25 protein-coding genes are annotated in these 26,246 nt (G+C 60.8%); 18 read left to right on the top strand and 7 right to left on the bottom strand.

The genetic code is table 11. The features are described 5' to 3' along the window. Positions 1–35: 35 nt before the first annotated feature. From RMQ97_RS12180 to RMQ97_RS12170, 3 genes are all read right to left on the bottom strand, one after another. Entirely contained in the window at positions 36–1,745 is a 1,710-nt protein-coding gene (locus RMQ97_RS12180; protein ID WP_413661239.1) for a peptide MFS transporter, read from the bottom strand. Between the two features lie 232 nt (positions 1,746–1,977). Beyond that, entirely contained in the window at positions 1,978–3,354 is a 1,377-nt protein-coding gene (locus tag RMQ97_RS12175; protein WP_413661157.1) for a glutamate--cysteine ligase, read from the bottom strand. Between the two features lie 101 nt (positions 3,355–3,455). After that, positions 3,456–4,232, bottom strand: coding sequence for a 16S rRNA (uracil(1498)-N(3))-methyltransferase (locus tag RMQ97_RS12170; RefSeq protein WP_413661156.1), 777 nt, complete (start codon positions 4,230–4,232; stop codon positions 3,456–3,458). A 78-nt stretch (positions 4,233–4,310) separates the two neighbouring features. Here RMQ97_RS12170 and ubiA point away from each other — a divergent pair, with 78 nt between their 5' ends. From ubiA to RMQ97_RS12140, 6 genes are all read left to right on the top strand, one after another. Beyond that, complete coding sequence (gene ubiA / locus RMQ97_RS12165) at positions 4,311–5,240, top strand: 4-hydroxybenzoate octaprenyltransferase (RefSeq protein WP_413661155.1); 930 nt, start codon at positions 4,311–4,313, stop codon at positions 5,238–5,240. Next, entirely contained in the window at positions 5,240–5,896 is a 657-nt protein-coding gene (locus RMQ97_RS12160; protein WP_413661154.1) for a class I SAM-dependent methyltransferase, read from the top strand. Before ubiA ends, RMQ97_RS12160 begins: the two co-directional genes overlap by 1 nt. A gap of 87 nt (positions 5,897–5,983) precedes the next feature. Further along, positions 5,984–6,424: a MarR family winged helix-turn-helix transcriptional regulator gene (locus tag RMQ97_RS12155; RefSeq protein WP_413661153.1), complete on the top strand. Its 441-nt coding sequence runs from the start codon at positions 5,984–5,986 to the stop codon at positions 6,422–6,424. A gap of 41 nt (positions 6,425–6,465) precedes the next feature. Then, positions 6,466–7,284, top strand: coding sequence for an enoyl-CoA hydratase (locus tag RMQ97_RS12150; RefSeq protein ID WP_413661152.1), 819 nt, complete (start codon positions 6,466–6,468; stop codon positions 7,282–7,284). A 20-nt stretch (positions 7,285–7,304) separates the two neighbouring features. Then, positions 7,305–8,183 (top strand): polysaccharide deacetylase family protein, encoded by an 879-nt coding sequence (locus RMQ97_RS12145; RefSeq protein ID WP_413661151.1) that lies wholly within the window; start codon positions 7,305–7,307, stop codon positions 8,181–8,183. Next, complete coding sequence (locus RMQ97_RS12140; protein ID WP_413661150.1) at positions 8,180–9,553, top strand: serine hydrolase domain-containing protein; 1,374 nt, start codon at positions 8,180–8,182, stop codon at positions 9,551–9,553. Before RMQ97_RS12145 ends, RMQ97_RS12140 begins: the two co-directional genes overlap by 4 nt. On the opposite strand, the gene RMQ97_RS12135 is transcribed toward RMQ97_RS12140, so the two are convergent. Continuing rightward, on the bottom strand, positions 9,550–9,987 hold the full coding sequence (locus RMQ97_RS12135) for a BLUF domain-containing protein (protein ID WP_413661149.1): 438 nt from the start codon (positions 9,985–9,987) through the stop codon (positions 9,550–9,552). The genes RMQ97_RS12140 and RMQ97_RS12135 overlap by 4 nt on opposite strands. 208 nt (positions 9,988–10,195) lie before the next feature. On the opposite strand from RMQ97_RS12135, the gene RMQ97_RS12130 reads away from it, so the two are divergent. The 6 genes from RMQ97_RS12130 to RMQ97_RS12105 all read left to right on the top strand — a co-directional run bounded on the left by RMQ97_RS12130 (position 10,196) and on the right by RMQ97_RS12105 (position 17,804). Beyond that, positions 10,196–11,710: a UbiD family decarboxylase gene (locus RMQ97_RS12130; protein WP_413661148.1), complete on the top strand. Its 1,515-nt coding sequence runs from the start codon at positions 10,196–10,198 to the stop codon at positions 11,708–11,710. Between the two features lie 397 nt (positions 11,711–12,107). Further along, positions 12,108–12,278 (top strand): hypothetical protein, encoded by a 171-nt coding sequence (locus tag RMQ97_RS12125; RefSeq protein WP_413661147.1) that lies wholly within the window; start codon positions 12,108–12,110, stop codon positions 12,276–12,278. A 99-nt stretch (positions 12,279–12,377) separates the two neighbouring features. Continuing rightward, positions 12,378–13,406: a hypothetical protein gene (locus RMQ97_RS12120; RefSeq protein WP_413661146.1), complete on the top strand. Its 1,029-nt coding sequence runs from the start codon at positions 12,378–12,380 to the stop codon at positions 13,404–13,406. A 263-nt stretch (positions 13,407–13,669) separates the two neighbouring features. Continuing rightward, the gene (locus tag RMQ97_RS12115) at positions 13,670–15,019 is read left to right on the top strand and encodes a dihydrolipoyl dehydrogenase family protein (protein ID WP_413661145.1); all 1,350 of its coding nucleotides are present in this window, start codon (positions 13,670–13,672) and stop codon (positions 15,017–15,019) included. A gap of 330 nt (positions 15,020–15,349) precedes the next feature. Next, the gene (locus RMQ97_RS12110; RefSeq protein WP_413661144.1) at positions 15,350–16,441 is read left to right on the top strand and encodes an alkene reductase; all 1,092 of its coding nucleotides are present in this window, start codon (positions 15,350–15,352) and stop codon (positions 16,439–16,441) included. A 169-nt stretch (positions 16,442–16,610) separates the two neighbouring features. Then, positions 16,611–17,804 carry an LL-diaminopimelate aminotransferase gene (locus tag RMQ97_RS12105; protein WP_413661143.1) on the top strand — a complete coding sequence of 398 codons (1,194 nt, stop codon included), beginning with the start codon at positions 16,611–16,613 and terminating at the stop codon, positions 17,802–17,804. A 12-nt stretch (positions 17,805–17,816) separates the two neighbouring features. Here RMQ97_RS12105 and RMQ97_RS12100 read toward each other — a convergent pair whose 3' ends face one another. Both RMQ97_RS12100 and RMQ97_RS12095 read right to left on the bottom strand, forming a co-directional pair. Beyond that, entirely contained in the window at positions 17,817–18,398 is a 582-nt protein-coding gene (locus tag RMQ97_RS12100; protein ID WP_413661142.1) for a YkvA family protein, read from the bottom strand. Positions 18,399–18,501: 103 nt separating this feature from the next. Further along, on the bottom strand, positions 18,502–19,500 hold the full coding sequence (locus tag RMQ97_RS12095; protein ID WP_413661141.1) for an alpha/beta fold hydrolase: 999 nt from the start codon (positions 19,498–19,500) through the stop codon (positions 18,502–18,504). Positions 19,501–19,639: 139 nt separating this feature from the next. Here RMQ97_RS12095 and RMQ97_RS12090 point away from each other — a divergent pair, with 139 nt between their 5' ends. The 6 genes from RMQ97_RS12090 (at position 19,640) to RMQ97_RS12065 (ending at position 24,585) form a co-directional block, all read left to right on the top strand. Further along, a complete protein-coding gene (locus RMQ97_RS12090) occupies positions 19,640–19,846 on the top strand; it encodes a hypothetical protein (protein WP_413661140.1) in 207 nt (68 codons plus the stop codon). Between the two features lie 147 nt (positions 19,847–19,993). Next, entirely contained in the window at positions 19,994–20,668 is a 675-nt protein-coding gene (locus RMQ97_RS12085; RefSeq protein WP_413661139.1) for a DsbA family protein, read from the top strand. 44 nt (positions 20,669–20,712) lie between these two features. Beyond that, complete coding sequence (locus RMQ97_RS12080) at positions 20,713–21,117, top strand: MAPEG family protein (RefSeq protein WP_413661138.1); 405 nt, start codon at positions 20,713–20,715, stop codon at positions 21,115–21,117. A 50-nt stretch (positions 21,118–21,167) separates the two neighbouring features. Then, entirely contained in the window at positions 21,168–22,529 is a 1,362-nt protein-coding gene (locus RMQ97_RS12075) for a TldD/PmbA family protein (protein WP_413661137.1), read from the top strand. 33 nt (positions 22,530–22,562) lie between these two features. Then, positions 22,563–22,808 carry a DUF4170 domain-containing protein gene (locus tag RMQ97_RS12070; RefSeq protein WP_413661136.1) on the top strand — a complete coding sequence of 82 codons (246 nt, stop codon included), beginning with the start codon at positions 22,563–22,565 and terminating at the stop codon, positions 22,806–22,808. A 13-nt stretch (positions 22,809–22,821) separates the two neighbouring features. Then, a complete protein-coding gene (locus RMQ97_RS12065) occupies positions 22,822–24,585 on the top strand; it encodes an ABC transporter ATP-binding protein (protein ID WP_413661135.1) in 1,764 nt (587 codons plus the stop codon). Here the strand turns inward: RMQ97_RS12065 and RMQ97_RS12060 are convergent. Next, positions 24,582–26,177, bottom strand: coding sequence for a sensor histidine kinase (locus RMQ97_RS12060; RefSeq protein WP_413661134.1), 1,596 nt, complete (start codon positions 26,175–26,177; stop codon positions 24,582–24,584). The genes RMQ97_RS12065 and RMQ97_RS12060 overlap by 4 nt on opposite strands. Positions 26,178–26,246 lie beyond the last annotated feature (69 nt).

Here is a 26,246-nt window from a genome sequence, read left to right as displayed (position 1 = left end):
ACGATCGCGGCCTTTCTTGTGCGTATGCAACACAGCTAGTCGGTCTTGCGATCCATATTCGGTCCGCCAGCTTCCACCTCGCCCGAATGTTCAGGCACAGCTTTTTCCGCGTCTGCCATCAGCCATTTGATCAGCGGAGAGATGAGCAGCATGCCCACAGCGATGGCCATCGCCACCAGACCCACATTGGAATAGACCGTGGCGTATCCCGCCTTGGCCGCCGCGACATCCGTGATCTGGCCACCAATAGTTTCTGCGCCGGTCTGTGAAGCGATCAAACTGGCCAGGAAGTTGGACAGGCCCGAATACAAGAACCAGGCGCCCATCGTCATACCCACCACGCGCGCGGGGGCCAGCTTGGTGACCGAGGACAGCCCCACCGGCGACACCATGAGTTCACCCATGGTGTGGATCCAGTAGATCAGGAAGATGAAGTACACGGCCGTCATGCCTGTCTCGCCGGACAGTCCCATACCACCGACCAGCGTGTAGAAACCCAGACCAGCCAGGAACACACCAAAGGCGAATTTCACCGGCGTCGACGGGTTCATCTTGCGTTTCGCCAGAGCCAGCCAGAGCCAGGCGAGGATCGGTGCGAAAATGATGATGTAACCGGCATTGAGGAACTGGAAGACCGGGGCCGGAACAGACAGGCCGAACATAGTCCGATCAACCAAACGGTCCGTGAACAGGTTCAGCGATGACCCGGCCTGTTCGAACAGGGCCCAGAACGGGATCTGCGCCAGGATGAAATAGATGGCGGCGAACATTTTCTTGCGCTCGTCACCTGCCGTTTTGAAAACGGCGTAACCGACCAGAAGCGCCAGCATGGCCAGACCAATCCAGCCCACAACGTCGGCGAACAGGTCCGGGAATTTCACAATGGCCATGGACACGGCGACAATGCCGATACCCGCCAGATAGCAAGCCCATTCCACATTGATCGGACCCAGAACAGACTGTTTCAGCTTTTCCGGATTCGGCGGCTCGGCCTTGCCCTCCAGCATGTGCTGGAAGCGCAGGAAGGTCAGCAAACCCGCCAGCATGCCGATACCGGCCAGACCAAATCCCCAATTCCAGCCCCAGGCAATACCGATAATGCCCACGGTCAGGGATGAGAGGAAGGAGCCCAGATTGATCCCCATGTAGAAAATGGAGAAACCGGAATCACGGCGCGCATCGCCTACATCATAGAGCTCACCCACAATGGTCGAGATATTCGCTTTCAGGAAACCCACACCCGCGATGATCAAGGCCAGCGAGAGATAGAGAATATTGACGAACAATTCCTCGCGCTCAATGCGGGTCATATCGCTGGAGAACGGGATGCTCGCGGGCAGGCCCACGGCTTGCGGGTCCGCCACCTCGATCATGGACCCTCCTTCCGTGAACGAGATCATGGACTGGCCGGTCTCCGACACAATGATCTGGTTGGCATCGCCACCACGCCCGTCCAGCGTGATCTCGTACTCACCGCCCTCATAGGTGAAGATCTCCTTGGATCCGCTCCCCTCGAAGGCCATCATACCGTGGCCCAGCACGAGCAGGATCGCCCCAAAGGTCACCGCCTTGCGCTGTCCGAGATACCGATCCGCCAGCGATCCGCCCACAATCGTCATGATGTAGACGAGAGCCGTATAGGCCCCGTACATGATGGTGGACCGCTCGTCCGAGAACAGGAAATGCTGGGTCAGATAGATGATCAGCAGGCCGCGCATTCCGTAATAGGAAAAACGCTCCCACATCTCGGTGAAGAACAGAATGGCCAGTCCCTTGGGATGGCCAAAGAAGGACGTATCCTTCGGCGCCGCAGGCGGCGTTGCGCTGGTATCAGTCACGAATAACTCCCCTCCCCGCCTCACGCGGGTGAAATCCTCGAGGGGCAATTGACCATTTCGACGCCAGCGCCACAAGCCTGTGTGACGTTACCATTTCAGCCCGCGCGGACCTGTGGACAGCGAGGCAGAGGATGTCAGCCTAGAAGGCGGTCTCTTTGAACACCGGTTCGATCGAGCGATCCCAACTCGTCTCGAACTGCTCGATCAGGAGATCCGAACGGCTCTTGCCGCTGCGCACAATCTCGTCGAGATCGTCCAGGAACAGGCCTTCATTCTCGCCATGACCGTTCAATCGAGCGCGAGCATTCAGCCCCGACCGAGCAATTGCCAGCACATCCTTGGCCAGATCCTGCAGGGTACCGGACCGGAAGACGGTCTTAAGCCCCGTACGCGCTGCCCCTTCGCGCAAAGCCTCCCGTTCCTCGGCCGTCCAGTCCTTGACCAGGCTCCAGGCGGCATCAAGTGCGGCATCATCATACATCAGCCCGACCCAGAAGGCCGGCAGGGCACACAGGGAATTCCACGGACCACTATCCGCGCCGCGCATTTCCAGGAAGGTTTTCAGGCGCACTTCCGGGAAGAGTGTCGAGAGGTGATCATCGAAATCCCCCATGACCGGGCGCTCGCCCGGCAGGATATCGAGTTCACCCTTGAGAAAATCGCGAAAACTCTTGCCCGAGGCATCCAGATAACGGCCCTCGCGCTTGACGAAATACATCGGCACGTCCAGCGCCCATTCGACATAGCGCTCGAAGCTCATGCCCTCCTCGAAAACAAAGGGCAGCATGCCGGTGCGGTTATTGTCCGTGTCGGTCCACACATGGGCGCGATAGGACTGGAAACCATTCAGCCCGCCATCCTTGAACGGAGAATTGGCAAACAGGGCAGTCGCGAACGGCTGAAGGGCCAGGGACACCCGGAATTTCTTCACCATGTCGGCTTCGGAGGAGAAATCGAGATTGGTCTGAACCGTGGCCGAGCGGAACATCATCTGATGTCCCATCGACCCGACCTTGGGCATGTAGGCCTTCATGATGCCATAGCGCGGCTTGGGCATCATCGGAGTCTCGTCCAGGGACCATTTCGGCGAAAAACCGAGCCCCAGGAAACCGGCACCGATCTCGTCGCTGACCTCACGCACCTCACGCAGATGGCTATTCACCTCGGCACAGGTCTGATGCACGCTTTCCAAGGGGGCACCGGACAATTCGAACTGCCCCCCCGGCTCCAGCGTGATCGAGGCTCCGTCACGCTTGAGCGCGATAAGAAAACCGTCCTCTTCCACGCGCTGCCAGCCGAACCGCGTCAGCCCTTCGAGCAGAGCCTTGACCGTGGGGCCGCTGTCCGCGTCGTAGGGCATGGGCGCGTGAGTATCCAGCGCGAAGCCGAATTTCTCGTGCTCTGTACCGATTCGAAATTGGTCCGTCGGCTTGCAGCCTTCGGCCAGATGGGCGGCCATGTCCTGGAGCGATTCAATGATCGCGCCTTCGCCGCCCAAAGTGTAGGTGCCGCTCATCCCTAGCGTTCCCTGTCCCTTTGAAATATCCGCAAGAGATATGGGGGCGTTCCCTCGGTAACAAGGGGCAGGGACCGAGATTCACAGCCATGTGACTGCGATCATTCCCGGTCGAGCCAGTCTCCGCATACGCTCTGCCACACGGTGAGCGCGGCAATGACCGCTGTCTCCGCGCGCAGAATGCGCGGCCCCAGCGTGACCGGACAGACACAATCAAGGGACCGGAGATGGTCGCGCTCCTCGCGGGTAAACCCACCCTCCGGACCGGCGAGAATGGCAGCAGGACGCCCGCGCAAAGATGCGATCTGTTCGGGCATGGGCGCCGCTCGTCCGGCCTGTCCGCCCCAGGCGATATTGGCCTCATCGCCCGCTTCATCCGCGAAGATCAGAACACGATCCGTGTCCCAGCCGTCCAGAACTGTGTCGAGCCGGGCGAGCGGATCGATTGCGGGCAGATCGAGGCGTTCGGTCTGCTCCGCCGCTTCACGGGCGATGGCTTCAAACCGGTCGAGGCGGATACGGTCGCTCTGGGTGCGCCGGGTTTCCACCGGACAGATGCGGGCCACACCCATTTCCACCGCCTTTTCGACGATGAGATCCGTCTTCGCGCGTTTGACCGGGGCAAACAACAGCCACAGGTCCGGCACGCGGGTCTGGACCCGGCTCTGCTCAAGGGGTGTCAGGATCGCTGCCTTGCGGTGCGCATCGGTCACCTCTGCGATCCACTCCCCGTCGCGACCATTGAACAGGCGGACCGCATCACCGGGCGCGCGTCTCATGACGGTCACCAGATAATGGCTGGCATCGCGGTCAAGACGCAGGGCCTGGCCGGCACTGAGATCGTCTTCAACATACAGGCGGGGTGTGGTTGTGCTCATGGAATGCCTTGTGGAATCGCTGAACCCGTCCCGTCAAGCGGCCTTGAAACTGCCGCATGCCTCTGCCAAACCGCGATCATGCAACTGAATACTGATCGCCGAGTGGCGGATTCCCTGCCGACATCCTGGGTTGACCACGCACCGGAAGCCCTGCGTCCCTATCTGCGACTGGCCCGTTATGACCGTCCCATCGGATTCTGGCTGCTGGCCCTGCCCGGCTGGCACGGCCTCCTGCTGGCCTCGATCGGCGTCGGCCTGTCGCTGCAAACCCTCTGGTATGCCGGCCTGATTGCCCTGGGTGCGATCGCCATGCGCGGCGCGGGCTGCACCTATAACGATATCATCGACAAGGATCTCGACGCCCAGGTCGCCCGCACAGCCGACCGCCCGCTTGCGGCGGGCACGGTCAGCTTGCGACAAGCCTGGATCTTCCTGATCGCGCAATGCCTTGTGGGGCTGATTGTGCTCGTCCAGCTTCCTTTGCCGGCGATCATTGTGGCCCTAGTCTCGCTCTTGCTTGTCGCCGCCTACCCCTTCATGAAACGTATCACCTGGTGGCCCCAGGCCTGGCTGGGCCTGACATTTAACTGGGGTGTGCCAGTGGCCTATGTCGCCGTAGCGGGTCAGATCGACCTGGCGCTTGTCGCACTCTATGCCGCCTCGGTCTTCTGGACGCTCGGTTATGACACGATCTATGCCCATCAGGATGCCGAGGATGACGCTCTGGTCGGGATCCGCTCGACCGCTCGCCTGTTTGGACGGCATTCCCCGTTCTGGATCGCCGGGTTTTATGCCCTGACCGCACTGTTCGTGGGGCTGGCAAGCTGGCTGGTCGCCGCCTCACCCTGGTTCGTTTTCGGTTATGCCCTCTACACCATCCACCTGTTCAATCAGGTTCGACGGATGGATACCGACAAGGGCGCAGTGTGCCTGGCGGTGTTCAAGTCCAACCGGACCAGCGGTGTCATTCTCGTTGCGGCCCTCGCGCTCGCGGCCTGGCTGGGGTGATGGACGGGCGACTGGACCGTCCCTCGCATGTCGTGCCCGCCCTCACACGGCTGCAATCCGCACCCCTGGTTCCGGAAATCGATCTGTATCTGGCGGATGACCGCAACCCCCTTTGGCGCCTGTCGGAAGAGGCATTGGCCGCACGTGGCCTGCCTGCGCCCTTCTGGGCCTTCGCGTGGTCCGGCAGCCAGGCAATCGCCCGCCATGTCCTGGACCATCCCGATCTGGTGCGCGGACGAAATATCCTCGATTTTGCCGCCGGGTGCGGGCTAGCAGGCCTGGCGGCCGCACGCGCGGGCGCAGCCTCCGTTACACTGTCTGAGATCGACCCTTTCGCCATCGAAGCATGCCGCCTCAATGCCCGGCATCACAGGGTGGAACCCGGTCTGAAACTGGCCGATCTCACGGACAGCGAGGCCGAATGGGACGTGATCCTGGCCGGTGATGTGTTCTACACCCCCGACGGGGTCAATCCGATCACGAACTGGCTGAGCGGGCTCGCGCACCAGGGGTGCACCGTTCTCATCGGCGATCCTGGCCGAGCCTACCTGCCCCGGCTCCGGTTAAAACCCGTCGCCCACTATCAGGCTGAACCCCGGTCCTGGCTGGAGGATATGGAAATTCGCAATGCACGCCTGTGGTCATTCGATATCTAGTGGTCATTTCGAACCACTCGTGAGAAATCACGCCTGCAAACAAATAAGAGATTCCCACCACCGTGATATTGCGTCTATATCCGCGTCATGGCTCGCGTACGTGCCGTCGACCGACGGCTTTTCCTCCTGCTGGAAATCGCAGCCCGGCGCCTGAACCGGGACGCCGACTCACGCCTGAAAACCACTGTCGGTGTGACCGCCGCCCAGGCCGCTGTTCTCTTTTTGCTGTCCCGCCGGGGTGAGCGCCGCATGGGTGAGATCGGGGACATGCTGTCCCTCAATCCGCCCGCGGTGACAGGTCTGGTCAATCGTATGGAAAACCTCGCCCTGGTCGAGAAACGACCGGCGGCGGACGACAAGCGGGCATCGGTCGTGACAATGACCGAAAAAGGCCGCGCCCTGGCCGATGCGGCCGACATTGTTCTACGCGATCTCAATACCGAACTCGAGCACCGTCTGGGCGAAGCCGACAGCGACATGCTGCATCGTGTCCTGACGGGGCTGGCGGTCGGCGCTCTGGACGACTAACCTCCCCCGCATAAAAACACGTGTAAACGGGAGGTCGCCTCATGAGCGATACGGTTTCGGTTGATCAAACGGGCGCAGCGACGTCCATCCCCGAGCTGCAGGTCGAAACGAAAGACGGTGTGCGCACCCTTCGTTTCAATCGTGCAGACAAGAAGAACGCCATTACGCGCGCCATGTATGCGGCCGCTGCGCATGCACTCGACAGCGCGCGTGAGGATCCAGCGGTCAAGGTGTTCATCATCACCGGGTCAGACGGCGTGTTTTCCGCTGGCAATGACCTGATGGACTTCATGCAGGCCCCGCCGCATGTCGGTGGCGGCGACATGCCGCCGGTCGAACAATTCATGCGGGCGCTCGCCGGCGCCGAAAAACCCGTGATCGCTGCGGTGGACGGCCTCGCCATCGGAATCGGTGTCACCCTGCTCCTGCATTGTGATCTGGTCTATGCGTCCAACCGGTCGACGTTCAAAACACCCTTCGTGGATCTGGCCCTGGCGCCGGAATTCGGGTCCAGCCAGTTGATGCCGGCCATGCTCGGCCATGCGGTCGCCTCCGAATTACTGCTTCTGGGGGCGACATGGGGATCGGACCGCGCCTATCAGACCGGCCTTGTGGGCGGTGTCTTCACGCCGGAAACCCTGGATGAGATGGTCTGGCAGGCCGCGCAAAACCTGGCCGCCAAGGCGCCCGGCTCGCTGAAAGCGGCCAAGGCCTTGATGAAACAGCCGCCAGAAGACCTCTATGCCCGCATCTCGCGTGAGGGCGAGATCTTTGCAGCCCAGCTGCGCTCACCGGAATTTGCCGAAGCGGCCGGCGCATTCATGGAGCGTCGTAAACCCGACTTCTCCAAGTTCGATTGATCCGGGACCAGGGGGCGAGCATGGTAAAGCCAATGACACGGGCGCTCGCCCCACTCTGGCTTGGAGTGATGGCCCTTTTGAACGCGAGCCTGGCCTGGGCCGAGGATGTGCCGGCGGTTTCCGCTGACCCGTGCACCGCGCGCATGGGAACCGCCCGCACGATTGAGCTGGACGTTCGCGGCGGAGCCGAGATCGGCACCATGCAATACACCGACACACTCGATCTCGCCCCCGGCGAGATTGTGTTCACATTCGATGACGGTCCGAGCCCTGACTACACACTCGAGATTCTCGACACGCTGGACACACATTGCGTCAAGGCGGTGTTTTTCCTCGTCGGTCTCTATGCCGACCGTCATCCCGAACTCGTGCGCGAGATCTGGTCCCGCGGGCATACCGTGGCCAACCACACCTGGAGCCATCAGCTTCTCCATCGTGTCGGCCCCGTGACGGGTGGACGCGAGGTGGAGCGCGGGTTCGACGCCATTAATGCCGCCCTGCTGGGTCTGCAAACCGAAGTGGGCGAACCGGCCCAGTCGGCTCCTTTTTTCCGCTTTCCCGGGCTCAATCACACCCGCCATCTGCGCACCCAGCTGGCCGGCGACGATATCGCCGTCATTTCCTGTGATATCGGGACAGATGACTGGCGCCGGATCTCGTCCGACAGCGTTTATCAACGCGCCTTGCGCAATATCGAAAGCCGGGGCTCAGGCGTTGTCATCATGCACGATACGCACGCCCGCACGGCGACCGCCCTGCCGCGATTGCTCGATACCCTGGCCGAGCGCGGTTATCGCGCTGTCCATTTGACCGCGAGCTCTCACAGCTCAACCCTGTCTCACACAACACAGATCACCACGCAGGCTGACACAGACCAGCCGCACGGAGGGGAAGAATGATCAAACGTATCGCAGGCGGAATTGCCGCCGTTCTGGTTCTGGGCCTTGTCGGCTTCCAGTTCACCGCCACATCGCGCCACTTCCTGCCATCGGGTACGGGCATTGTGGCCAAACAGCTCTGTTCCCTGACCTGGGTCAGCGGTTTGGACACCGATTACGCCCGTGAGATCTATCTGGATCCGCTGCTGGGCGGTGCGGGTCCCCTGATCTCGCACTCAGTCAATGATGAACGCCGCTCCGTATCCGCGGGCGTGTTCGGCCTGTTCTGGAATCGTACAGCCACCTATCGCGAAGGGCTGGGCTGCACGCTGGTTCACCAGCCGCGCACATTCGATGCGCAGCTCACAGTCCCCTTTGCGCAAGAGTTCGACCCGTTCACGCTGGACACGACTCATCGCGATGCGCACTTCGACACCGACGCGTTGACCGCGGCTATTGAAGGGGCCTTTGACGATCCCCAGGCCGATGTCCGTCACACGCTGGGCGTCGCCGTGTTTCACCAGGGCCGTCTGGTCGGCGAGCATTACGCACCGCAGGCCAGTCGCGAAACCCGCTTCCATGGCTGGTCGATGACCAAGAGTACGATGGCGACCCTGGCCGGTGTCCTCCAGCATCAGGGGCGCATTGATATCCATGAAACCGGCGCGATCCCCGCGCTCCGGGATGCTCGAGATGATCGTCGCAATATCACCATCAGCCATCTGCTGCGCATGACCGGCGGCCTGGAAATGATGGAATACAATGATGGGTATGATCCCAATTCCCAGATGCTGTTTACGCAGACCGACATGGCCGCCTTTGCCGCGCGAGCCCGCCGTTTGCACCAGCCCGGAGACCATTGGCAGTATATGAGCGGCGACACCATCCTCGCTTCCTCCGCCATGCAGGCTCAGCTGGGCGATGATCTTGTCGAGCAAACCCTGGCCCTGCGCGCCGAGCTGTTCGAACCCCTGGGGATTGGCAATGCCGTGATGGAACCCGATCAGAGCGGGACTTTCCAAGGCTCGTCCTACATGTATGCCACCGCCCATGACTGGGCACGTCTGGCCTTGCTGTACGCCAATAACGGCCAGGTCGGCGAGACCCGCCTCCTGCCTGAGGACTGGTATGATGTTGTCTCACGCCCCACAGACGGGTCAGACGGCGCCTATGGCATGGGGTTCTGGCTGCCCAGCGACGGGGATGGCCTGCCCGCCGACACGATTATGCTGAGCGGTTTCCAGGGCCAGTGGGGCTATGTCATGCCGTCTGAGGATCTCGTGGTCGTGCGTTTCGGCGCGACAGTGGGCGTCAACTCACGGTCAGGCCGTCTGGCCCAGGCGATTCTCGCGGCCAAACGGACGTCGGACGGCACAGAGACAGCCGATTAAACGGTTTCGCTGACCAGTCCGGTTTCGGCCATGACACCACCGCTGATGATGTCGCGCACGTGAGTTCGCACTTCATCGGCGCGCGGGGTAATGGTCTGGAGTTTTCTGACCAGGGCAGAGGGTCCGGCGCCCTGTCGGGCCCGGCCCAGCGCCCATGTTGCATACTCACGCCGGCGCACCGGGCGCAGTTCGAGGCGTTTGAGGTCCGCATGATGGGGATCCTGGCGCAATTGCTCCCAGAACTCACCCAGCGGCTGGGGCAGCCCCTCCAGCACTTCCATGAAGTAGCCCTCTTCCCAGACCAGGGCACCGGTCAGTTCCAGGGCGCTCAAACGCTCCATGCGCGCAGCCAGCACACCCCCCAGCGTGCCGGACACAATGGATCCCTCAATACGGATCCGGGCCGATGACAGCGTCACCATGCGATACAACATACACATCTCTCCGATCGTCTCCCGCCTGACCGGGATCACGCTGTCTACAAAGACGAATCACAAACCCGGGTTCACACCGGCCTGACAAATTGATTCAAATGCGCCGCATGATTTCATGCGCGCGACTGCGACCAATGCGCGCCGCATTGTCACGCCTGCTTTTCCTTTTCCCCGCAGCGGCCTAGCTTGCGTTCAAGCGAGGTAAACCATGGCCTATTCTTCCCTGCGTGATTTCATCGCCATGCTCGAGGAGCAGGGCGATCTTGTGCGCATCTCCCATCCTGTCTCCACTGACCGTGAGATCACCGAAATACACAAACGTGTCCTGCACGCCGGTGGACCAGCCCTGTTGTTTGAAAACCTGGTCAACGAGAAGGGCGAGCCGTGCGAGATGCCGGCCCTTGCCAATCTCTTCGGCACGGTGAAGCGTGTGGCACAGGCCGTGACGCTGGGCGGTGAAAACCGGACCACCGGAGCAGAATTGCGCGAGGTTGGCGAGCTGCTGGCCTTCCTGCGCCAGCCCGAACCGCCGCGCGGGGTGAAAGACGCGATCGATCTTCTCCCCCTCGCCAAGACAGTCATGTCGATGCGCCCCAAAACCGTGTCCAAGGCCCCCTGCCAGGAGGTCGTCCTGACCGGTGACGACATCGATCTGGACCGTCTCCCCATCCAGTCCTGCTGGCCCGGTGAACCCGCCCCGCTCATCACCTGGCCGCTTGTGGTCACCCAGGGCCCGAATGTGAAGGGCGATCGCCAGGATGATTACAATCTCGGCATCTATCGGATGCAGAAGCTGGGCAAGGACACAACATTGATGCGCTGGCTGAAACATCGCGGCGGCGCCCAGCATCACCAGCGCTGGAAAAAGGAACGTCCCGATCCCCTGCCGGCCGCTGTCGTTCTGGGCGCGGATCCGGGTACGATACTGGCAGCTGTGACCCCCATTCCCGACACGCTCTCGGAATACCAGTTTGCGGGCATTCTGCGCGGCAAGAAGGCCGAGCTGGTGGATTGCAAAACCATTCCGCTCAAGGTTCCCGCCGAAGCGGAGATCGTGCTCGAAGGTCATGTGATGCTGGATGAATACGGTCCGGAAGGTCCTTACGGCGATCACACAGGATATTACAACTCGGTGGAGGAATTCCCGGTCTTCAAGATCAGCGCCATCACCATGCGCAAGGACCCGATCTATCTGACCACTTATACAGGTCGTCCGCCGGACGAACCGGCCATTCTGGGTGAAGCCCTCAATGAGGTTTTCATCCCGCTCTTGCAGCAACAATTCCCGGAAATCCTCGATTTCTGGCTGCCGCCCGAAGGCTGTTCTTACCGCATTGCCGTTATCTCGATGAAGAAGGCCTATGCCGGTCATGCCAAGCGCGTGATGATGGGCGCCTGGTCCTTCCTGCGCCAGTTCATGTACACAAAATGGATCATCGTGGTGGATGAGGATGTCGATGCGCGCGACTGGAAGGATGTGATGTGGGCGATCTCCACCCGCATGGACCCGGCCCGCGATATCGTCACGGTCGAAAACACGCCGATCGACTATCTCGACTTTGCCTCTCCCGTGTCGGGCCTGGGCTCCAAGATCGGCCTGGACGCCACCAACAAGATGGGCAATGAGACCCAGCGTGAGTGGGGCGAAAAGCTCGACATGGATGACGCAACAAAGGCGAAAGTGGATGAAATCTGGAGCGAGCTGGGGATCAAGCTTCCCTAATCCGCACTCACACGCTTCCCCCTTATCCCCACCACAAAAACCTGCGCGATAATGCCCGCGATCCATCCCACTGAAGAGGCGTGACGACGTCGGTTGCGGGGATGGGTGTGCGGAGCCTGTCCGCCTTTCACCGGTGACGCGGTGAAAGTCCGGCAGGGCGGCGCGGTTGGTCAAACGGCACTAAACGCCCGACCGGGATACCGCCGCGCTTGGACACGGGGGCGAGAGCGTCCGGGAAAACTCCGTATGCGGGAGGCTTGTCGAGCCATTTACATTTACAACTCCAGCTGGCCCGTCACGCCTCCCGCATGCCTCTTCACCTCCAGGTTCAATGGCCGTGGAGCGCTTCGGCTTGCCATGAAAACACGAAAAGAGACGCGAATGAGAGGAGATGAGAATGAGCCGAAGACGCCATGAGCGGAGATTGGACCCTGGTCCGGATGTTCTCTTTCACAAGGTCGCCCTTCAAACCCTGTTTGAAGCGATGATATCGCTAAAGGAAAGGGACCTGGAAGCCGCCGGTCGAATGGCCGAACGCCTCGCCAAACTCACCCGGACACCGCGTTAGCACAAAATTCCATCATAAATTGGACTTGGATTCTGATCAATTTTTGCGTGAAACTTGCCACCTACATTCTCCCATAGGGGGAGAATAGGGAGGTAAATTATGTCCAATGACTATTATTCCATGTCTGGCTCGCCGGAGCCGGTCACTCAAGGCCTGATGCTGGTCAGCCGCTTCTGCCGTGTCGTCAATGCGCTGGAAGTGTCAAGCTGCGACCAATATCGCACCATGCAGCAGCAGGCATCCCAGCTGATGATTGCCAGCTATCACGCCTCGCGTCGCGAGTTTTCCGATGCCGAGCTGGAAGCGATGGGGACGGTGAACGAACAGCTCAACACCCAGCTGGACATCTATGAGGGTGAGCTTTTCGCCGACCCCGGGCGCGAATATGCCAATTTCTACCAGGCCTTCCTCAACATGCCGGTTGAAGGCGATGCCCTGGTGGAGATGGTGACCACCGACGATCCCGTCATGGCCCTGCAAACTGCAGCGGTCGGACTCTATGGCGCGCCCGTCTACTTTGCCCCCACCGGCAGCAAATTTTCATTGGAGGGTTTTGCCAAGGTTAAGAAATACCTCGTGAAATTACTCAAGCTTTTTGCCGGCGCCTCGAAAAACAAGGTCCTGCTCGAAATGATCGCCCACGTACTCGACACGCTGGATGACATGTATGAGCAATCCCAAAAAGTGCCGAATGACGACCTCAAGGGCGGCGAAACCGCACCATGCAAGATCTATATCTATCTGGAAGAAATTGATCTGGCAGATACATCCGTCGGTGATGACTGGTTCATCGATTTTACCGCGACGATCAACGGGGCTGCGATCAAGATCCCACGGGTGACGGCCAAAGACCTGGTAGCAGGACGCAATGTACAAAACCCGCCCGTCTTACTGGCTTCCGCCACGAGCGGTCTGTGCGGTCAAAACCAAGCCATCACCATCGGCATGACGCCGACGGAAGATGATTATTATGATGATGTCGGCTCTCCGGATACGGCTTCGAAAACCATTCGGTGTCCGGGCATCGAACTGCTCACCCTGTCCAGCCAGGTGACCGATAAAGAAGAATTCGGCACACCCACCACAACCATCAAGGCCAAGCTGCGCGTCGTTCTACGCTGCGAATGAAGCATGAGACAGGGTCGGCCCGGCCGACCCTGTCTCCCCGCCCACTTTGGAATTGCCTAAATGGATTCCACCTGACGACACAGGACAACCTCGCCTTGCCCGCCCAAGCGGGTGCCGCTGAAACGCCGCCTTCTCCGTCCCCGCCCGCTCACAACCTAGTGATAGGTAGGGTGGTTTTTTCGTGATCGAACAGCCCCCAACTGTGCGGCCACAGGGCGATTTCGCCCGAACCACACGGTCACATTTCGCTCAAGGGGCATATCATGAGCACACATTTTGACACCCTCATTATTGGCGGCGGCAATGCCGGTTTTGGCGTTTCCTCCGTTCTGGCTGAAGCGGGCCAGTCCATCGCCTTCGTCGAAGAAGCGGAGTTCGGGGGCACCTGCCCCAATCGCGGCTGTACGCCGAAAAAAGTCCTGGTCGCGGCCGCGGCATCACTGGATGCGATCTCCAAGGCTTCCGCCCATGGCATTTCGGTGGGAGAACCGCGCTTGGACTGGGCCGCACTGATCGACCGCAAGGATGACATGATTGGCTTTATCCCCGGTGCCATGGAAGGCCTGGCCAACACGCGCGGCACGGTCTTCAAGGGCAAGGCGCGCTTTACGGGCCGGAACGAGGTCACAGTGGGCGACACGGTTCTGACTGCCACAAACATCATTATCGCCACGGGGTCGACGCCGCGCCCCCTGCCCATTGAAGGCGCGGAGCTGATGATCACCTCGGACGAGGTGCTCGCCCAGCGCACACAGCCGGACAGTGTCGTTTTTGTCGGCGGCGGCGTGATTGCGCTTGAATTTGCGCACATCTATGCCCGCGCCGGCACGAATGTCACGATCCTGGAAGTGGCCCCGCAACTCCTGCCGCGCCTCGATAGCGATGCCGTCGACCAGCTGCGTCAGGCCACGGAGGCCCTGGGCGTCCATGTCGAGACGGGTGTTCGGGTCGAAGGCGTCTTTGAGAACGCCGGCAAACGCCGTTTGCGTTACACCAATGCTGACGGCGAAGCCCGTACGATTGTGGCCGACCAGGTGATCAATGGTGCCGGACGCATCGCCAATGTCGCCGGGCTGGACCTTGAGGCGGCCGGGGTCGGCTTTGATGGCGTGCGCGTGGATGTGCATCCGCACCTGCAATCCACATCCAATCCAGCCGTTTGGGTGGTGGGTGATGCGCTCGTCCACACGCCGCAACTCTCGCCGGTCGCGACCCATGAGGGCCAGCTGGTGGGGCGAAACATCCTCAACGATACCCGGGAGGTTCCCGACTACTCGGTCCTGCCGAGCGCAGTCTACACTGTGCCCAGCTTTGCCAGTGTTGGCCTGACCGAGGCGCAGGCACGCGAGACCACAGACACCCTGCGCGTGGCGGTGAATGATATGACCACCTGGTTCTCCGGCAAATCCTATGCGGAGAAGCTCGCCTGGTCGAAAGTGTTGATTGATGAAACCACGGACCGCATCATCGGCGCTCACCTTATTGGTCACAATGCCGATGATCTCATTCACACCTTCGCCTTTGCGATGGCGCATGGCGTGACCGTCAGCCAGCTGAAATCAACGATTTATGCCTATCCGAGCTTCTCGTCGGACATCAAGAACCTGGTCTAGACGTATATCAACGAGGTCCTGAACCGCATGACGGCCCGTCCCTGAAGAGGAGGCGGGCCGTTTGCGATGCGCGTCGGGATTAACGCACCGGAAGCAAAAGAAGGTGCCGGAACGACACCTCTGATGCCGGAACGCTAGGCGGAAACTCCTGCTTTTGCAAAGCCTTGACGTCATATGCATGACGGCTATCCACATTTTTGCACCCGTTAGCGCAAACTTGTTTTTCCGCCCTCTGTTCCTAAATTTGAAACAGGCCCTTTACGAGACCTTCGGGGCTTCCTAACTGATCTCTCGGTTTTATTCATGCTTGTACAAAATCGGGAGATACGCATGACCACCCCCACCCTCTTCGACCCGCTGACACTGGGCCGTATCGACACGCGCAATCGCATTCAAATGGCGCCGCTCACCCGCAATCGCGCCCAGCCGGACGGTGTGCCCGGAGAGTTCGCTGCCGAATACTATGCCCAACGCGCATCGGCCGGCCTGATCTTTACCGAAGCAACCCAGATTTCGCCCATGGGCAAGGGCTATATCAATACGCCCGGCATTCATTCCGCAGACCAGGTCGCGAAATGGCGTGAGATCACCGATGGTGTTCATGCCAAAGGCGGCAAGATCGTGCTTCAGCTGTGGCATGTGGGCCGGATCAGCCATTCCAGCCTCTTGCCCGACAATGCCCAGCCTGTTGCGCCGTCCGCAATCCGCGCCCAGGCCCAGACCTTCATTGCCACCGGGCCGGTGGATACGGACGAACCGCGCGCGCTGACCCGCGACGAAATCCCGACGCTTGTTGCGGACTATGTCCAGGCCGCACAAAACGCGATGGATGCGGGATTTGACGGTGTCGAGATCCACGCCGCCAATGGCTATCTCATCGACCAGTTCATCAAGTCGGGCTCCAACCATCGCGAAGATGAGTATGGTGGATCCGTGGAGAACCGTCTGCGCCTGCTCAAAGAGGTCGTGACCGGCGTGACCGAAGCGATTGGGTCTGACCGTGTCGGTGTCCGCCTGTCCCCCACGGGAAGCTTCAATGATATGAGCGATGCGGATCCCCAGGCGACATTCATTGCGGCGGCCAACATGCTCAACGGGTTCAATCTCGCTTTCCTCCATATCGTCGAGGCATTTCCCGGCGCCGAAGGACTAGAGAATGCGGACGCGATCAATACGGCCGTCCGCAAGGCCTGGACAGGCGTCTATATCGCCAATGGTGGCTACACGCCGGACAGCGCAAAGGCTGCGATTGAGAACGGGCATGCCGACGCTGTGACGTTTGGTCGTGACTACATTGCCAATCCGGACCTCGTTGAACGCATCCGGACTGGAGCACCGCTCAATGAGGGCAATCCCGACACCTATTATGGCGGGGGAGCCGAGGGATACACCGATTATCCCGCCCTTGAGCCGGCCGAATAGACAGGCACGGCGTCTTTACACGAAACGGCTCCGCCCCGGCGGGGCCGTTTTTTTGTCTGCCCCTGCCCGTCTTTCTGCCCGTTTTTGGCCGGAGACTGTGCCTAGCCTCTTGCCTCGTCGAAAACACAGGGCGAAAATGGGATAATTTCCGATGAAAGCGGACAGACACATGGATTTTCACCGCACAAAGCGCTTACCGCCCTATGTTTTCGAAGAAGTGAATCGCCTCAAGGCCGATTTGCGGTCAAATGGTGCAGACATCATCGATTTCGGGATGGGAAATCCCGATCTGCCCGTGCCCGCCCATATTCTGGAAAAACTGAACGACACGGCCCACAAGGCCCGGACCAACGGGTATTCTGCGTCCAGGGGCATTGCCGGTCTGCGTCGATCCCATGCCCGCTATTACAAGCGTCGTTTCGGTGTGGATCTGGACTGCGACAGCGAGACCATTGTCACCCTGGGTTCGAAAGAGGGCTTTGCCAACTTGGCCCAGGCGATCACGGCGCCAGGTGACATTGTTCTGGCTCCCTCCCCGTCTTATCCGATCCATACATTCGGCTTTCTCATTGCCGGCGGCACGATCCGGCACGTGCCTGCCCCGTCGCCCGAGGCCTATCTGGACGGTCTGGATCACGCCGTCCGCCATTCTGTTCCCAAGCCGATCGCCCTGGTCGTGTGTTATCCGTCCAACCCGACGGCCCAGACGGCGGACCTCGCCTTCTATGAAAAAGTGGTCGCCTTCGCGAAACAGCATGATCTCTACATCCTGTCGGACCTGGCCTATTCGGAGATCTATTTTGGCGACACGCCGACCCCGTCAGTGCTTCAGGTCCCCGGCGCCAAGGAGCGCACGATCGAGTTCACCTCGATGTCGAAAACCTATTCCATGGCCGGATTCCGCGTTGGTTTCGCAGCCGGGTCATCCAAGCTAGTGGGCGCCCTCGCCCGCGTGAAATCCTATCTCGACTATGGGGCCTACACGCCGATCCAGGTTGCCGCCTGCGCTGCACTGGATGGTCCGCAGGACTGTGTCGACGAGGTCCGGGCCATCTATAAATCACGCCGCGATGTTCTGGTGGAGAGCTTCGGACGCGCGGGCTGGGATATTCCCGTGCCCGAAGCGTCCATGTTTGCCTGGGCGCCCCTGCCTGCAGGATGCGAGGAGATGGGATCGCTGGAATTCTCCAAACACCTGATGCGCGAAGCCGGCGTTGCCGTGGCTCCCGGCATTGGTTTTGGCGAACATGGAGAGGGTTTTGTGCGGCTGGCGCTGGTCGAGAATGAGCAGCGCATCCGGCAGGCGGCCCGGGCAACCGGCGAGTTTCTGAAATCCCGCCGGCCAGCCCTGAGAGCCGTTTAGGTCGAGACCGACCTAGAAGCGAACGACGGAACCGCCGAAGCTGATCGAGGACATGCGCGACCCACCCGTACGGTTACGGGAGCGGCGACGACGCATGCGACCCTGCATGACCTTGCGGGCCTCTTCGAGGGTCGGCAGTTCCGGATCTGCGCCGGACTGCAGGTCCTCGCGGTGCGCCACGAAGTCTTCATAGGCTTCGATCTCGGGGGCGAGTTCGGTCGCAACCAGATCGATCATGATCGCGTCGTCCAGATAGCCAATGCCCGGAATACGGTCCGGGATCAGGTCTTCCGGATCGGCAAAATAGGCCAGTGCATCGAGCACGCGGGCACGGTCATCGCCTTCCAGACGCCAGTCCTCATCGCGCAGCATGGCAATGAGCGGCGTGAGACGCGCGAGGCGCTCAGCCACGAAGGCCGGAGGATTGGCGTCCAGCGCCTGAGTGGACATGGCAAACGCACCATCAATGATGGCCGCCTCATCGCCATCGCCGTGAGCTTCGCGAGCCTTTTCAAGGCGTTCACGGAACCAGGCCAGATCGGTTTCCGTCAGTTCAAACGCAACCAGCAGGCTTTTCGGCGAAGTATCGCTCATGGATTTGTCCCTTTCAGACCAATATGTCGAGATCTTGGTTTTTGCACCAAGCCGCGGCCAATGTCACCGGGAACTACAGGAAATCCATCCCACATCCGCTGTTTCAGCGGACACTGGCCACATCTTGCGCCGTTGAAAGACTATCGAGCGCGTTCAGGAAGCCGACATAGTCGGTCGCGCTCTGCTCCGGGATCTCTTCCATCGGCACATGGCCCACCCCCGGATAGATCAACACCCGCGACAGCGGCAGAGCACGCCCGAAGGCATGCGCATGCTCGACCGGAACCAGCGCATCCGCCTCCCCCCACATCAACAATACGGGGAGCGCGACCTCAGCAGCGCGTTCATAGGCCGAATAATCGCGTGGTAATGCGTAGCGCGTCAGTGTCGCCTGGCGATTTCCCGGATGCCGCAGCAAATGCCAATAGCGATCGATCATGCGTTCGGTCACCACACCCTGATCCACAAAACTGTCCCGCACACCCGTCTCCACCCAGCTGCGGGGCAGAAAGCGCGTCAGAACCGGGCCCAGCGTCGGGCTCTGAGCCATGCGGTAGGCCAGGCTCTCGGTCTCGGGCTCAGCTTCCTCGGCAGGCGGCACACCGCTTGCGGCGATGAGAGCCAGACTGTCCAGGTGGTCGGGATGTGCCTGGGCATAGTGGAGCGCGACACGCCCCCCGCGCGAATTGCCCGCGAGATGCATGCGGTCCAGCCCGAGTTCGGAGCGGACGAATTCAACAACCTCCACCGCCCCGTCCAGGGAGTAATCCCCGGTGGGATGCGGTCCTGTCAGCCCATGTCCGGGCAGGTCGAGCGAAACCAGCCGCCACTCATCGCCCAGAAGGCTGACCCACGGCTCCCAGGTATGAAGCGATGCGTTGGACCCATGCACGAGCATGATCGCAGGACAGGTCAAACACCCCTCATCACGCACATGGATGTGCAAGCCGGGCTCAGCTGTTAGAAAACGGGACGCAGAATTGGTATAGTCCGAGATCAGGACACGCCGCTCGATGTCCGGCGCCCAGCCCCAGCCGAACACGGCGCACGCCCCCAGCAAGACAAGGCTCGCGATAATCGCCAGCGTTCGCACCCACCACATGATCTGTCCCCACGGTTTTCTTCAGCTTTGCGCGAAGTCACAAATTCGTCAAGAAAAAGCAGGAAAGCGCTAACCGTCCTGCCAATCTGCGCTCGCCGAGTGGCGATGCAGGCGCTAGCCTCCCTGCATGAACATTGCCATGAACACCGCGCTTCAAGGCATGATGGCCGCGCACTCGCAACTGGCTCACCAGGGACGACATCTGGTTGATGCCGCTGCCAAGGGCGAGGATGTGATCCAGCCTGCGATCGCCATCAAGCAAGCGGAGCAACTCCACGCCGCGAGCGCGACCGTCGCGCGAACCGCTGGCGATATGCAGCAGCGTCTGCTGGACATTACGGCCTAGGCCTACATGAACACCGGTGGGAGGTCATCCCCTGTCACATAAAGTCTCCATTGGCGTGTAGTCTGAAGAGACAGGGGATGACACACCGGTTGGAATTACAGGCCTTCTCCCTCGCATTTTTTGTCAAAGCGTCCTAAGTCTGACGCCATGACCCATGCAGTTTCCGTCGACATCGTCGCAGATTTCGTGTGCCCCTGGTGCTGGCTTGGCAAGCGCTATTGGGAACAGGCCCTGGACGCCCAGAAAGGCATCAAGATCGACAGTGTCTGGCGCCCCTATCAGCTCGACCCGACGCTTCCACCCGAAGGCCGCCCGTATCGCGACTATATGAAGGCCAAGTTCGACGGCGAAAAAGCCGATATCTGGAAACAGATGCGCAGCCATCTTGAAGCCGCGGGCCCGGCGGTTGGCATCAAGTTCAATTTCGACCAGATCACGCATCGCCCCAATACACTCAAGGCACACCGCGTCATGCGCTGGGCGGCCGGTCAGGGCCATGGTGAGGCGTTCGCGGAGCGCACCTTCCAGGCCTTTTTCGAAGAAGGACGCGATATCGGCCAGACGGACATCCTGGCGGCGCTGGCGGGGGAAGCGGGGCTCGACGACGCCATCATATCCGAACTCCTGGCGACAGACCGCGATGCCAAGGACGTCTGGGACGAGGAAGTCTTCTATCGCAAGCTCGGTGTATCGGGCGTGCCCACTTTCATTTTCAACGGCCAGCTCGCCGTCTCCGGCGCCCAGGAACCCCGTGTCCTGGCAGACGCCATCCGGCAGGCCACCACACTTCCACCACCTGAAGAGGATGGTGACGACACCTAGCTCCGAACAGGGACACACGGATCGGAGCGAGAATTGGGGGACACATGTCTGATCTTCAAATTGCCGGCCTCTATGTCGGCCTGAATCTGCTCATCATTCTCGTACTGGCGGGAATTGTCGTAAGCCATCGTCGCCGCAGCCAGGTCTCACTCGGCCATGGTGATGATGAACGTCTGCTGCAGGCCACCCGGTCACATGGCAATGCCACAGAATACCTGCCCATGGCTCTGATCGCCCTGGTGGTCATGGCCCTCATCGAAACACCCCATTGGGGCCTGCACCTGGCGGGGGGCACGCTGACGATTGCCCGCATCCTTCACGGGACCGGCCTGTTGACCAAGCCCGGCCGCACCTTCGGCCGGTTCACCGGTACGTTGCTGACCTGGCTCGTCTATATCGGCTGTGCCCTGTGGCTCATTCTCCAGGCCCTTCTTCCCTCCAGTTTCTAACCTGATCTCACCGATTGAATTCACCCACCTGACAAGGGTATAGCCCGCTCATGACCGACACGCTCAACGCTCCCGACCCAGCCCGTCTCCAGGACCTGGCGGCTTCGCTAGTCAAACTCGCCCAGGACAAGGGTGCCGATGCCGCTGAAGCTGCGCTGGCTGAAAGCCGTTCCACAGAACTGTCTGTGCGCGACGGGCAACTGGAAGATATCGAACGCTCGGAAAGCATTGATGCGGGAATTCGGGTCTTTGTGGGCCAGCAACAAGCCGGGGTCGGTTTTTCCGATCTGTCGGCCGCCGGGTGCGAGGCCGCTGTCGAACGCGCCATTGCCATGGCCCGGGCCGCCACCGAAGACCCGTATACCGGCCTTGCCAGTCCCGACCAGCTGGTGAACCAGCCACCGGAGCTGAAACTCTTCGACGAAACCCTATGGGGGCCCGCCGAGCTGGAAGCCCATGCCATTGCCGTCGAACAGGCCGCGCGCGCGATCGAAGGCGTCACGATGACGGACAGCGCCTTTGCCAGCCAGGGCCAGGGTGCCGCCGCCCACGCCACGTCTGCCGGTTTCAATCATGGCTGGCGCAAAAGCATGTTCAGCTATGGTGCCAGTGTTATCGCCGAGAAAGACGGGGCCATGGAACGCGACTATGCCGCGACCAGTGCACGCCGCCCAGACATGTTGCGCGATCTGAACGAGATTGGCCAGGAAGCCGGCGAACGAACGGCCCGTCGTGTGGGTCCGCAAAAGATGGAGAGCGGCAGCTATCCGGTGATTTTTGACCGCCGCATCGCCGCAACCTTCCTGTCGGCCTTTGCCGGCGCCATCACAGGGCCTGCCATTGCCCGGGGCGTCTCCTTCCTGCGCGACAAGCTCGATCAGCCCGTGTTCAGCGACACCGTCTCCATCATTGATGATCCGCACCGCGACTGGGGGCATGGCTCTGCACCGTTCGATGGCGAAGGCCTGGCGAACCAGCGCTCGCACCTCATCGAACAAGGCCGCCTGACCGGCTGGCTCCTGAACCTGTCATCTGCGCGCCAACTGGGTCTGCCGCCAACCGGCCATGCCCGGCGCGCAATGGGGGGACCCGCCGGAGCAGGTCCGACCAATATCCATCTGGACGCCGGCCCTCGCTCGCGCGAGGACATGATCACCGCGATTGATGATGGCGTCCTGCTGATGGAAATGTTTGGTCCCTCGCTCAACTCCAATACCGGCGACTGGTCGGTCGGCGTGTCCGGCTACCGGATCCGCAAGGGCGTCATCAGCGAACCGGTGTCCGAGATCACAGTGGCGGGCAATCTGATTGACATCTTTGCGCGTCTGGAACCGGCCAGCGACCTGAAATTCTGGGGTGCCAGCAATGCGCCCAGCCTGTTTGTCGATGCCCTGTCTGTGGGCGGACTGTAGAACGGCCTGCGGGCCAAGACTTGAGGATACGCCATGAACAATCCTGACACCCAGCTGCTTCACCTGGTTATTGGCGGCGAACTGTCTGAGGTCGACCCGACCACCACCCAGTTCAAGGATCTCGACGACATCGATTTTGTCGGCGCATTCGGCACCCTTGCCGAAGCCCGCGCGGCCTGGAAAGGCGCCGCACAACGCACCGTGGACAATGCCCACATGCGCTATTTCATCATCCATGCCCACAAGCTTCTCGATCCGTCGACCGAGAAGAAGTCCTGATCCGGCCGAACCGGTGACCAAGAGCGACACCCCCACTGAACAGACGACAGGCCAGCTGGGTCGTCGCCTCTGGCGAGACTGGGTGTCGCACCATCCCGGTATACTGGCGCTCGGATTGCTGTTTTCGGCAATCACCGCGGGCGCCGCGGCCAGCTATGCCGGTTTGATTGCCTGGACGTTCGATCTGCTCGATGCCCAGGATCCCGGCTTTTTCCCGCTGGCCCCCATCGTCATTGTCAGCCTGGCGGGCATACGCGCGCTCAGCCTCTATCTGCAAACCGTACAGACCAATCGCCTGGCCCTGAACGTGATGCAGGACCTGCAGAACGCCATGTTTGCCAAGCTGGTTCATGCCGATTTTGCCCGGCTCCAAGCCGAACCTGTTGGCAATCTGGTTTCGCGTTTCACCAATGACATCACACTGTTACGCGAAACCCTGGTGCGGCTCGCCAATAATCTGGTGCGCGATACACTGACGGTGCTCGGCGCCATTGGCTGGATGCTCTATCTGGACTGGATGCTCACGGCGATGATCCTCGTCGTCTATCCCATCGCATTCTATCCGGTCGTGCGGATCGGAGAGAGATTGCGCAAGACCTCTTCCCAGGCCCAAAGCCAGATGGGCGATGTGACCAGCCAGCTCGAGGAAAGCTTCTCCGGAGCCCGTATGGTCAAGACCTATGGACTGGAAGAGTATGAGAGCACACGGGCCAGCCGGGCGTTCGCGGATCGACTGAAATTTCTGTTTCGCATCACTGAAAACAAGGCGCGGGTTGATCCCATTCTGGAGATGGTCGGCGGTATCGCCCTTGCCGGGCTGGTTGCCTTTGCGGGTTGGCGTCTGCTGTCCGGCGACACATCCATCGGAAACATCCTCGGCGTTCTGACCGGTATCGGTGTCATGTCTCCGGCGATCCGGGCCCTGGGCACGCTCAACAGCATCGTGCAGGAAGGATTTGCTGTGCTCGACCGGGTCTTCCACCTGCTCGATACACAAGATCATATCCAACCCGCCCTGAACGCGCCGGATCTTACGCCATCGGGCGGACATGTCCGGTTTGACGCGGTCAGCTTCACCTATCCCGACGGATCCCTCGCCCTCGATGAGGTGAGCCTGGAAGCCCGGCCGGGTGAAACCATCGCCCTGGTCGGGGCGTCCGGGTCTGGCAAATCAACCATCCTGAACCTCATTCCGAGGCTCTATGATGTCAGCGTCGGCGAGGTCTCGATCGATGGTCAGGACGTCCGTGCCGTCAATCTGACCTCGTTGCGTCGTCAACTCGCGCTTGTCAGTCAGGATATCACTCTGTTCGACGACACCATCGCTGCCAATATACGCCTTGGACAGCTGGACGCGTCGGATGAGGCCGTGGTCGATGCCGCCCGCGCGGCGGATGCCGACACGTTTATTCGCGACTTGCCGGACGGCTATGACAGCCCGGTCGGCCCCCGGGGCGGGCTTCTTTCAGGCGGACAGCGCCAGAGGGTTTCAATCGCCCGCGCTATTCTCAAAAATGCGCCCGTTCTTCTTCTGGACGAAGCCACAAGTGCGCTGGACACGGAGAGTGAACGCCGGGTGCAGGACGCCTTGGAACGCCTCTCCCAGGACCGCACGACCCTGGTCATCGCCCACCGCCTGTCCACTGTACGAAATGCGGATCGGATCTATGTCATGGACAAGGGACGGATCGCCGAGAGCGGAACGCATGACGCGCTGATCGCTCGTGCCGGTGTCTATGCCAAGCTGTGCCGGATGCAATTTGGCAGCGAGACCTAGTCCTCGCAGGGCTCACGGCACTCCTCGACCGGCATGGTGAACTGGAACAGGGATCCTGCGCCCGGCGCACTCTCGACCGTGATCTCCCCTCGCATCAGCTCGGCCAATTTCTGTGCAATCGCCAGTCCCAGCCCTGCCCCGCCGAACTGGCGAGAGAGCTCATCCTCATTCTGGAAGAAAGGATGGAAGATCTGCGCCATGAGCGCGTCGTCCATGCCAACGCCGGTGTCACTGATCTGGAAGCAGAGGTGATGATGGCCGTCCTGGTCCTGCTGGATCAGTGCGCGCAGGCGGATCTCTCCCCGTTCGGTGAATTTCACCGCATTGCCCAGGATGTGAGACAGGATCTGCGCCACGCGATCCTCGTCCCCGCACACTTCGCGCTCCAGACAGGGATCCAGATCGAGGTGGAAAGCGAGCCCTTTCTCCGCGGCCTTGCGCTGATAGGGCGAGGCCACACGCTGCAGCAGGTCCGTTAACGCGAACCGGTCGTGACGGATATCGAACCGTCCCGATTCCAGTCCAGCCAGGTCGAGCAGGTCATTGAGAATTCCCAAGAGGCTTTGGCCGGCACCGGAGATTTCCGTCACCATCTCGGCCTGTTCCTCGCTGAGATCTCCCGTGGATAGAAGGCCAGACAACCCGATGACCGCGTTCAGGGGTGTGCGGATTTCATGGCTGAGTGTCGAGAGGAAGCGGGACTTGGCCCGACTGGCCTCGGTGGCCTGTTGGCGCGCTTCCACAAGGTCGTGGATGTTGGTAATCGCTCCGGCCATGCGAATGACATCCCCGTCCGCCGAGCGCAGGGCTTCGCCGCGCATGCGGAACCAGCGATACTGACCGCCGACCTTCAGAAGACGGACACACAGGTCGAACGCCTGCCCGCGGGTAAAATGGGCCGCCAGCGCTGCGCGCATTCGATCACGATCATCCTTGTGAACCAGGCTTTCAAGACGATCAAACGGCTCGCTGCAATCGCGCGCATGATATCCAAGAAGGCTCCGGAAGCGAGCTGACATGAAGACCTGTTCGGTCTGGCGGTCCCAGTCCCACGCACCGTCCGACGTACCGGCCAGCACCAGCCTCGACCGTTCACCCGCCTCACGCTCGATAATATCCGACGCTAACCGGCGACGATAATGGGAGAAGACTTTCAGAACGCCCTCACCATCCACGAGGGGAGACCGGAAAAGCGCCACGATGATCCCGACCGCCTGTGCGCCCCGAAACAGTGGCATGCCGACATAACCCCGGATACCCATCTCCTCGAGCATGTAGTCACGAGGGAAAGAGCGCGCGACATGATCTTCATACATGCAGGCGCCGGAATGCATCGTATTGGCGCAGGGCGTGTCATCCAGCTCATAGCCAAAATTCTCGACCGGCTCGCCGCGCGCACTGGCGTGAAGCGTGCGCATGCGATTGCGGTTCGGATTGATCCGCGCCACGAACAGGAAATCGGCGTTAAGAAGCCGGGCCGTCTGATTGACAAACGCCTTGAGAAACCCGCTCTGCCCCTCACGTGACAGGATAAAGTTCAATTGCTGGAACCGGTCGATCTGCTCCGGCTCTCTGACGATGATTTCCGCCATGTCCCACTCCGCTGCGCCAGTCGGCGGACACGCCCCGCCAACATGGTTAACGCGGATTAATGTGCATCA

This window comes from Maricaulis sp. D1M11 (assembly GCF_047308265.1).
GTDB lineage: Bacteria > Pseudomonadota > Alphaproteobacteria > Caulobacterales > Maricaulaceae > Maricaulis.
Note: the sequence above shows the minus strand (reverse complement) of the source record. Positions and strands in the feature narration are given on the sequence as shown.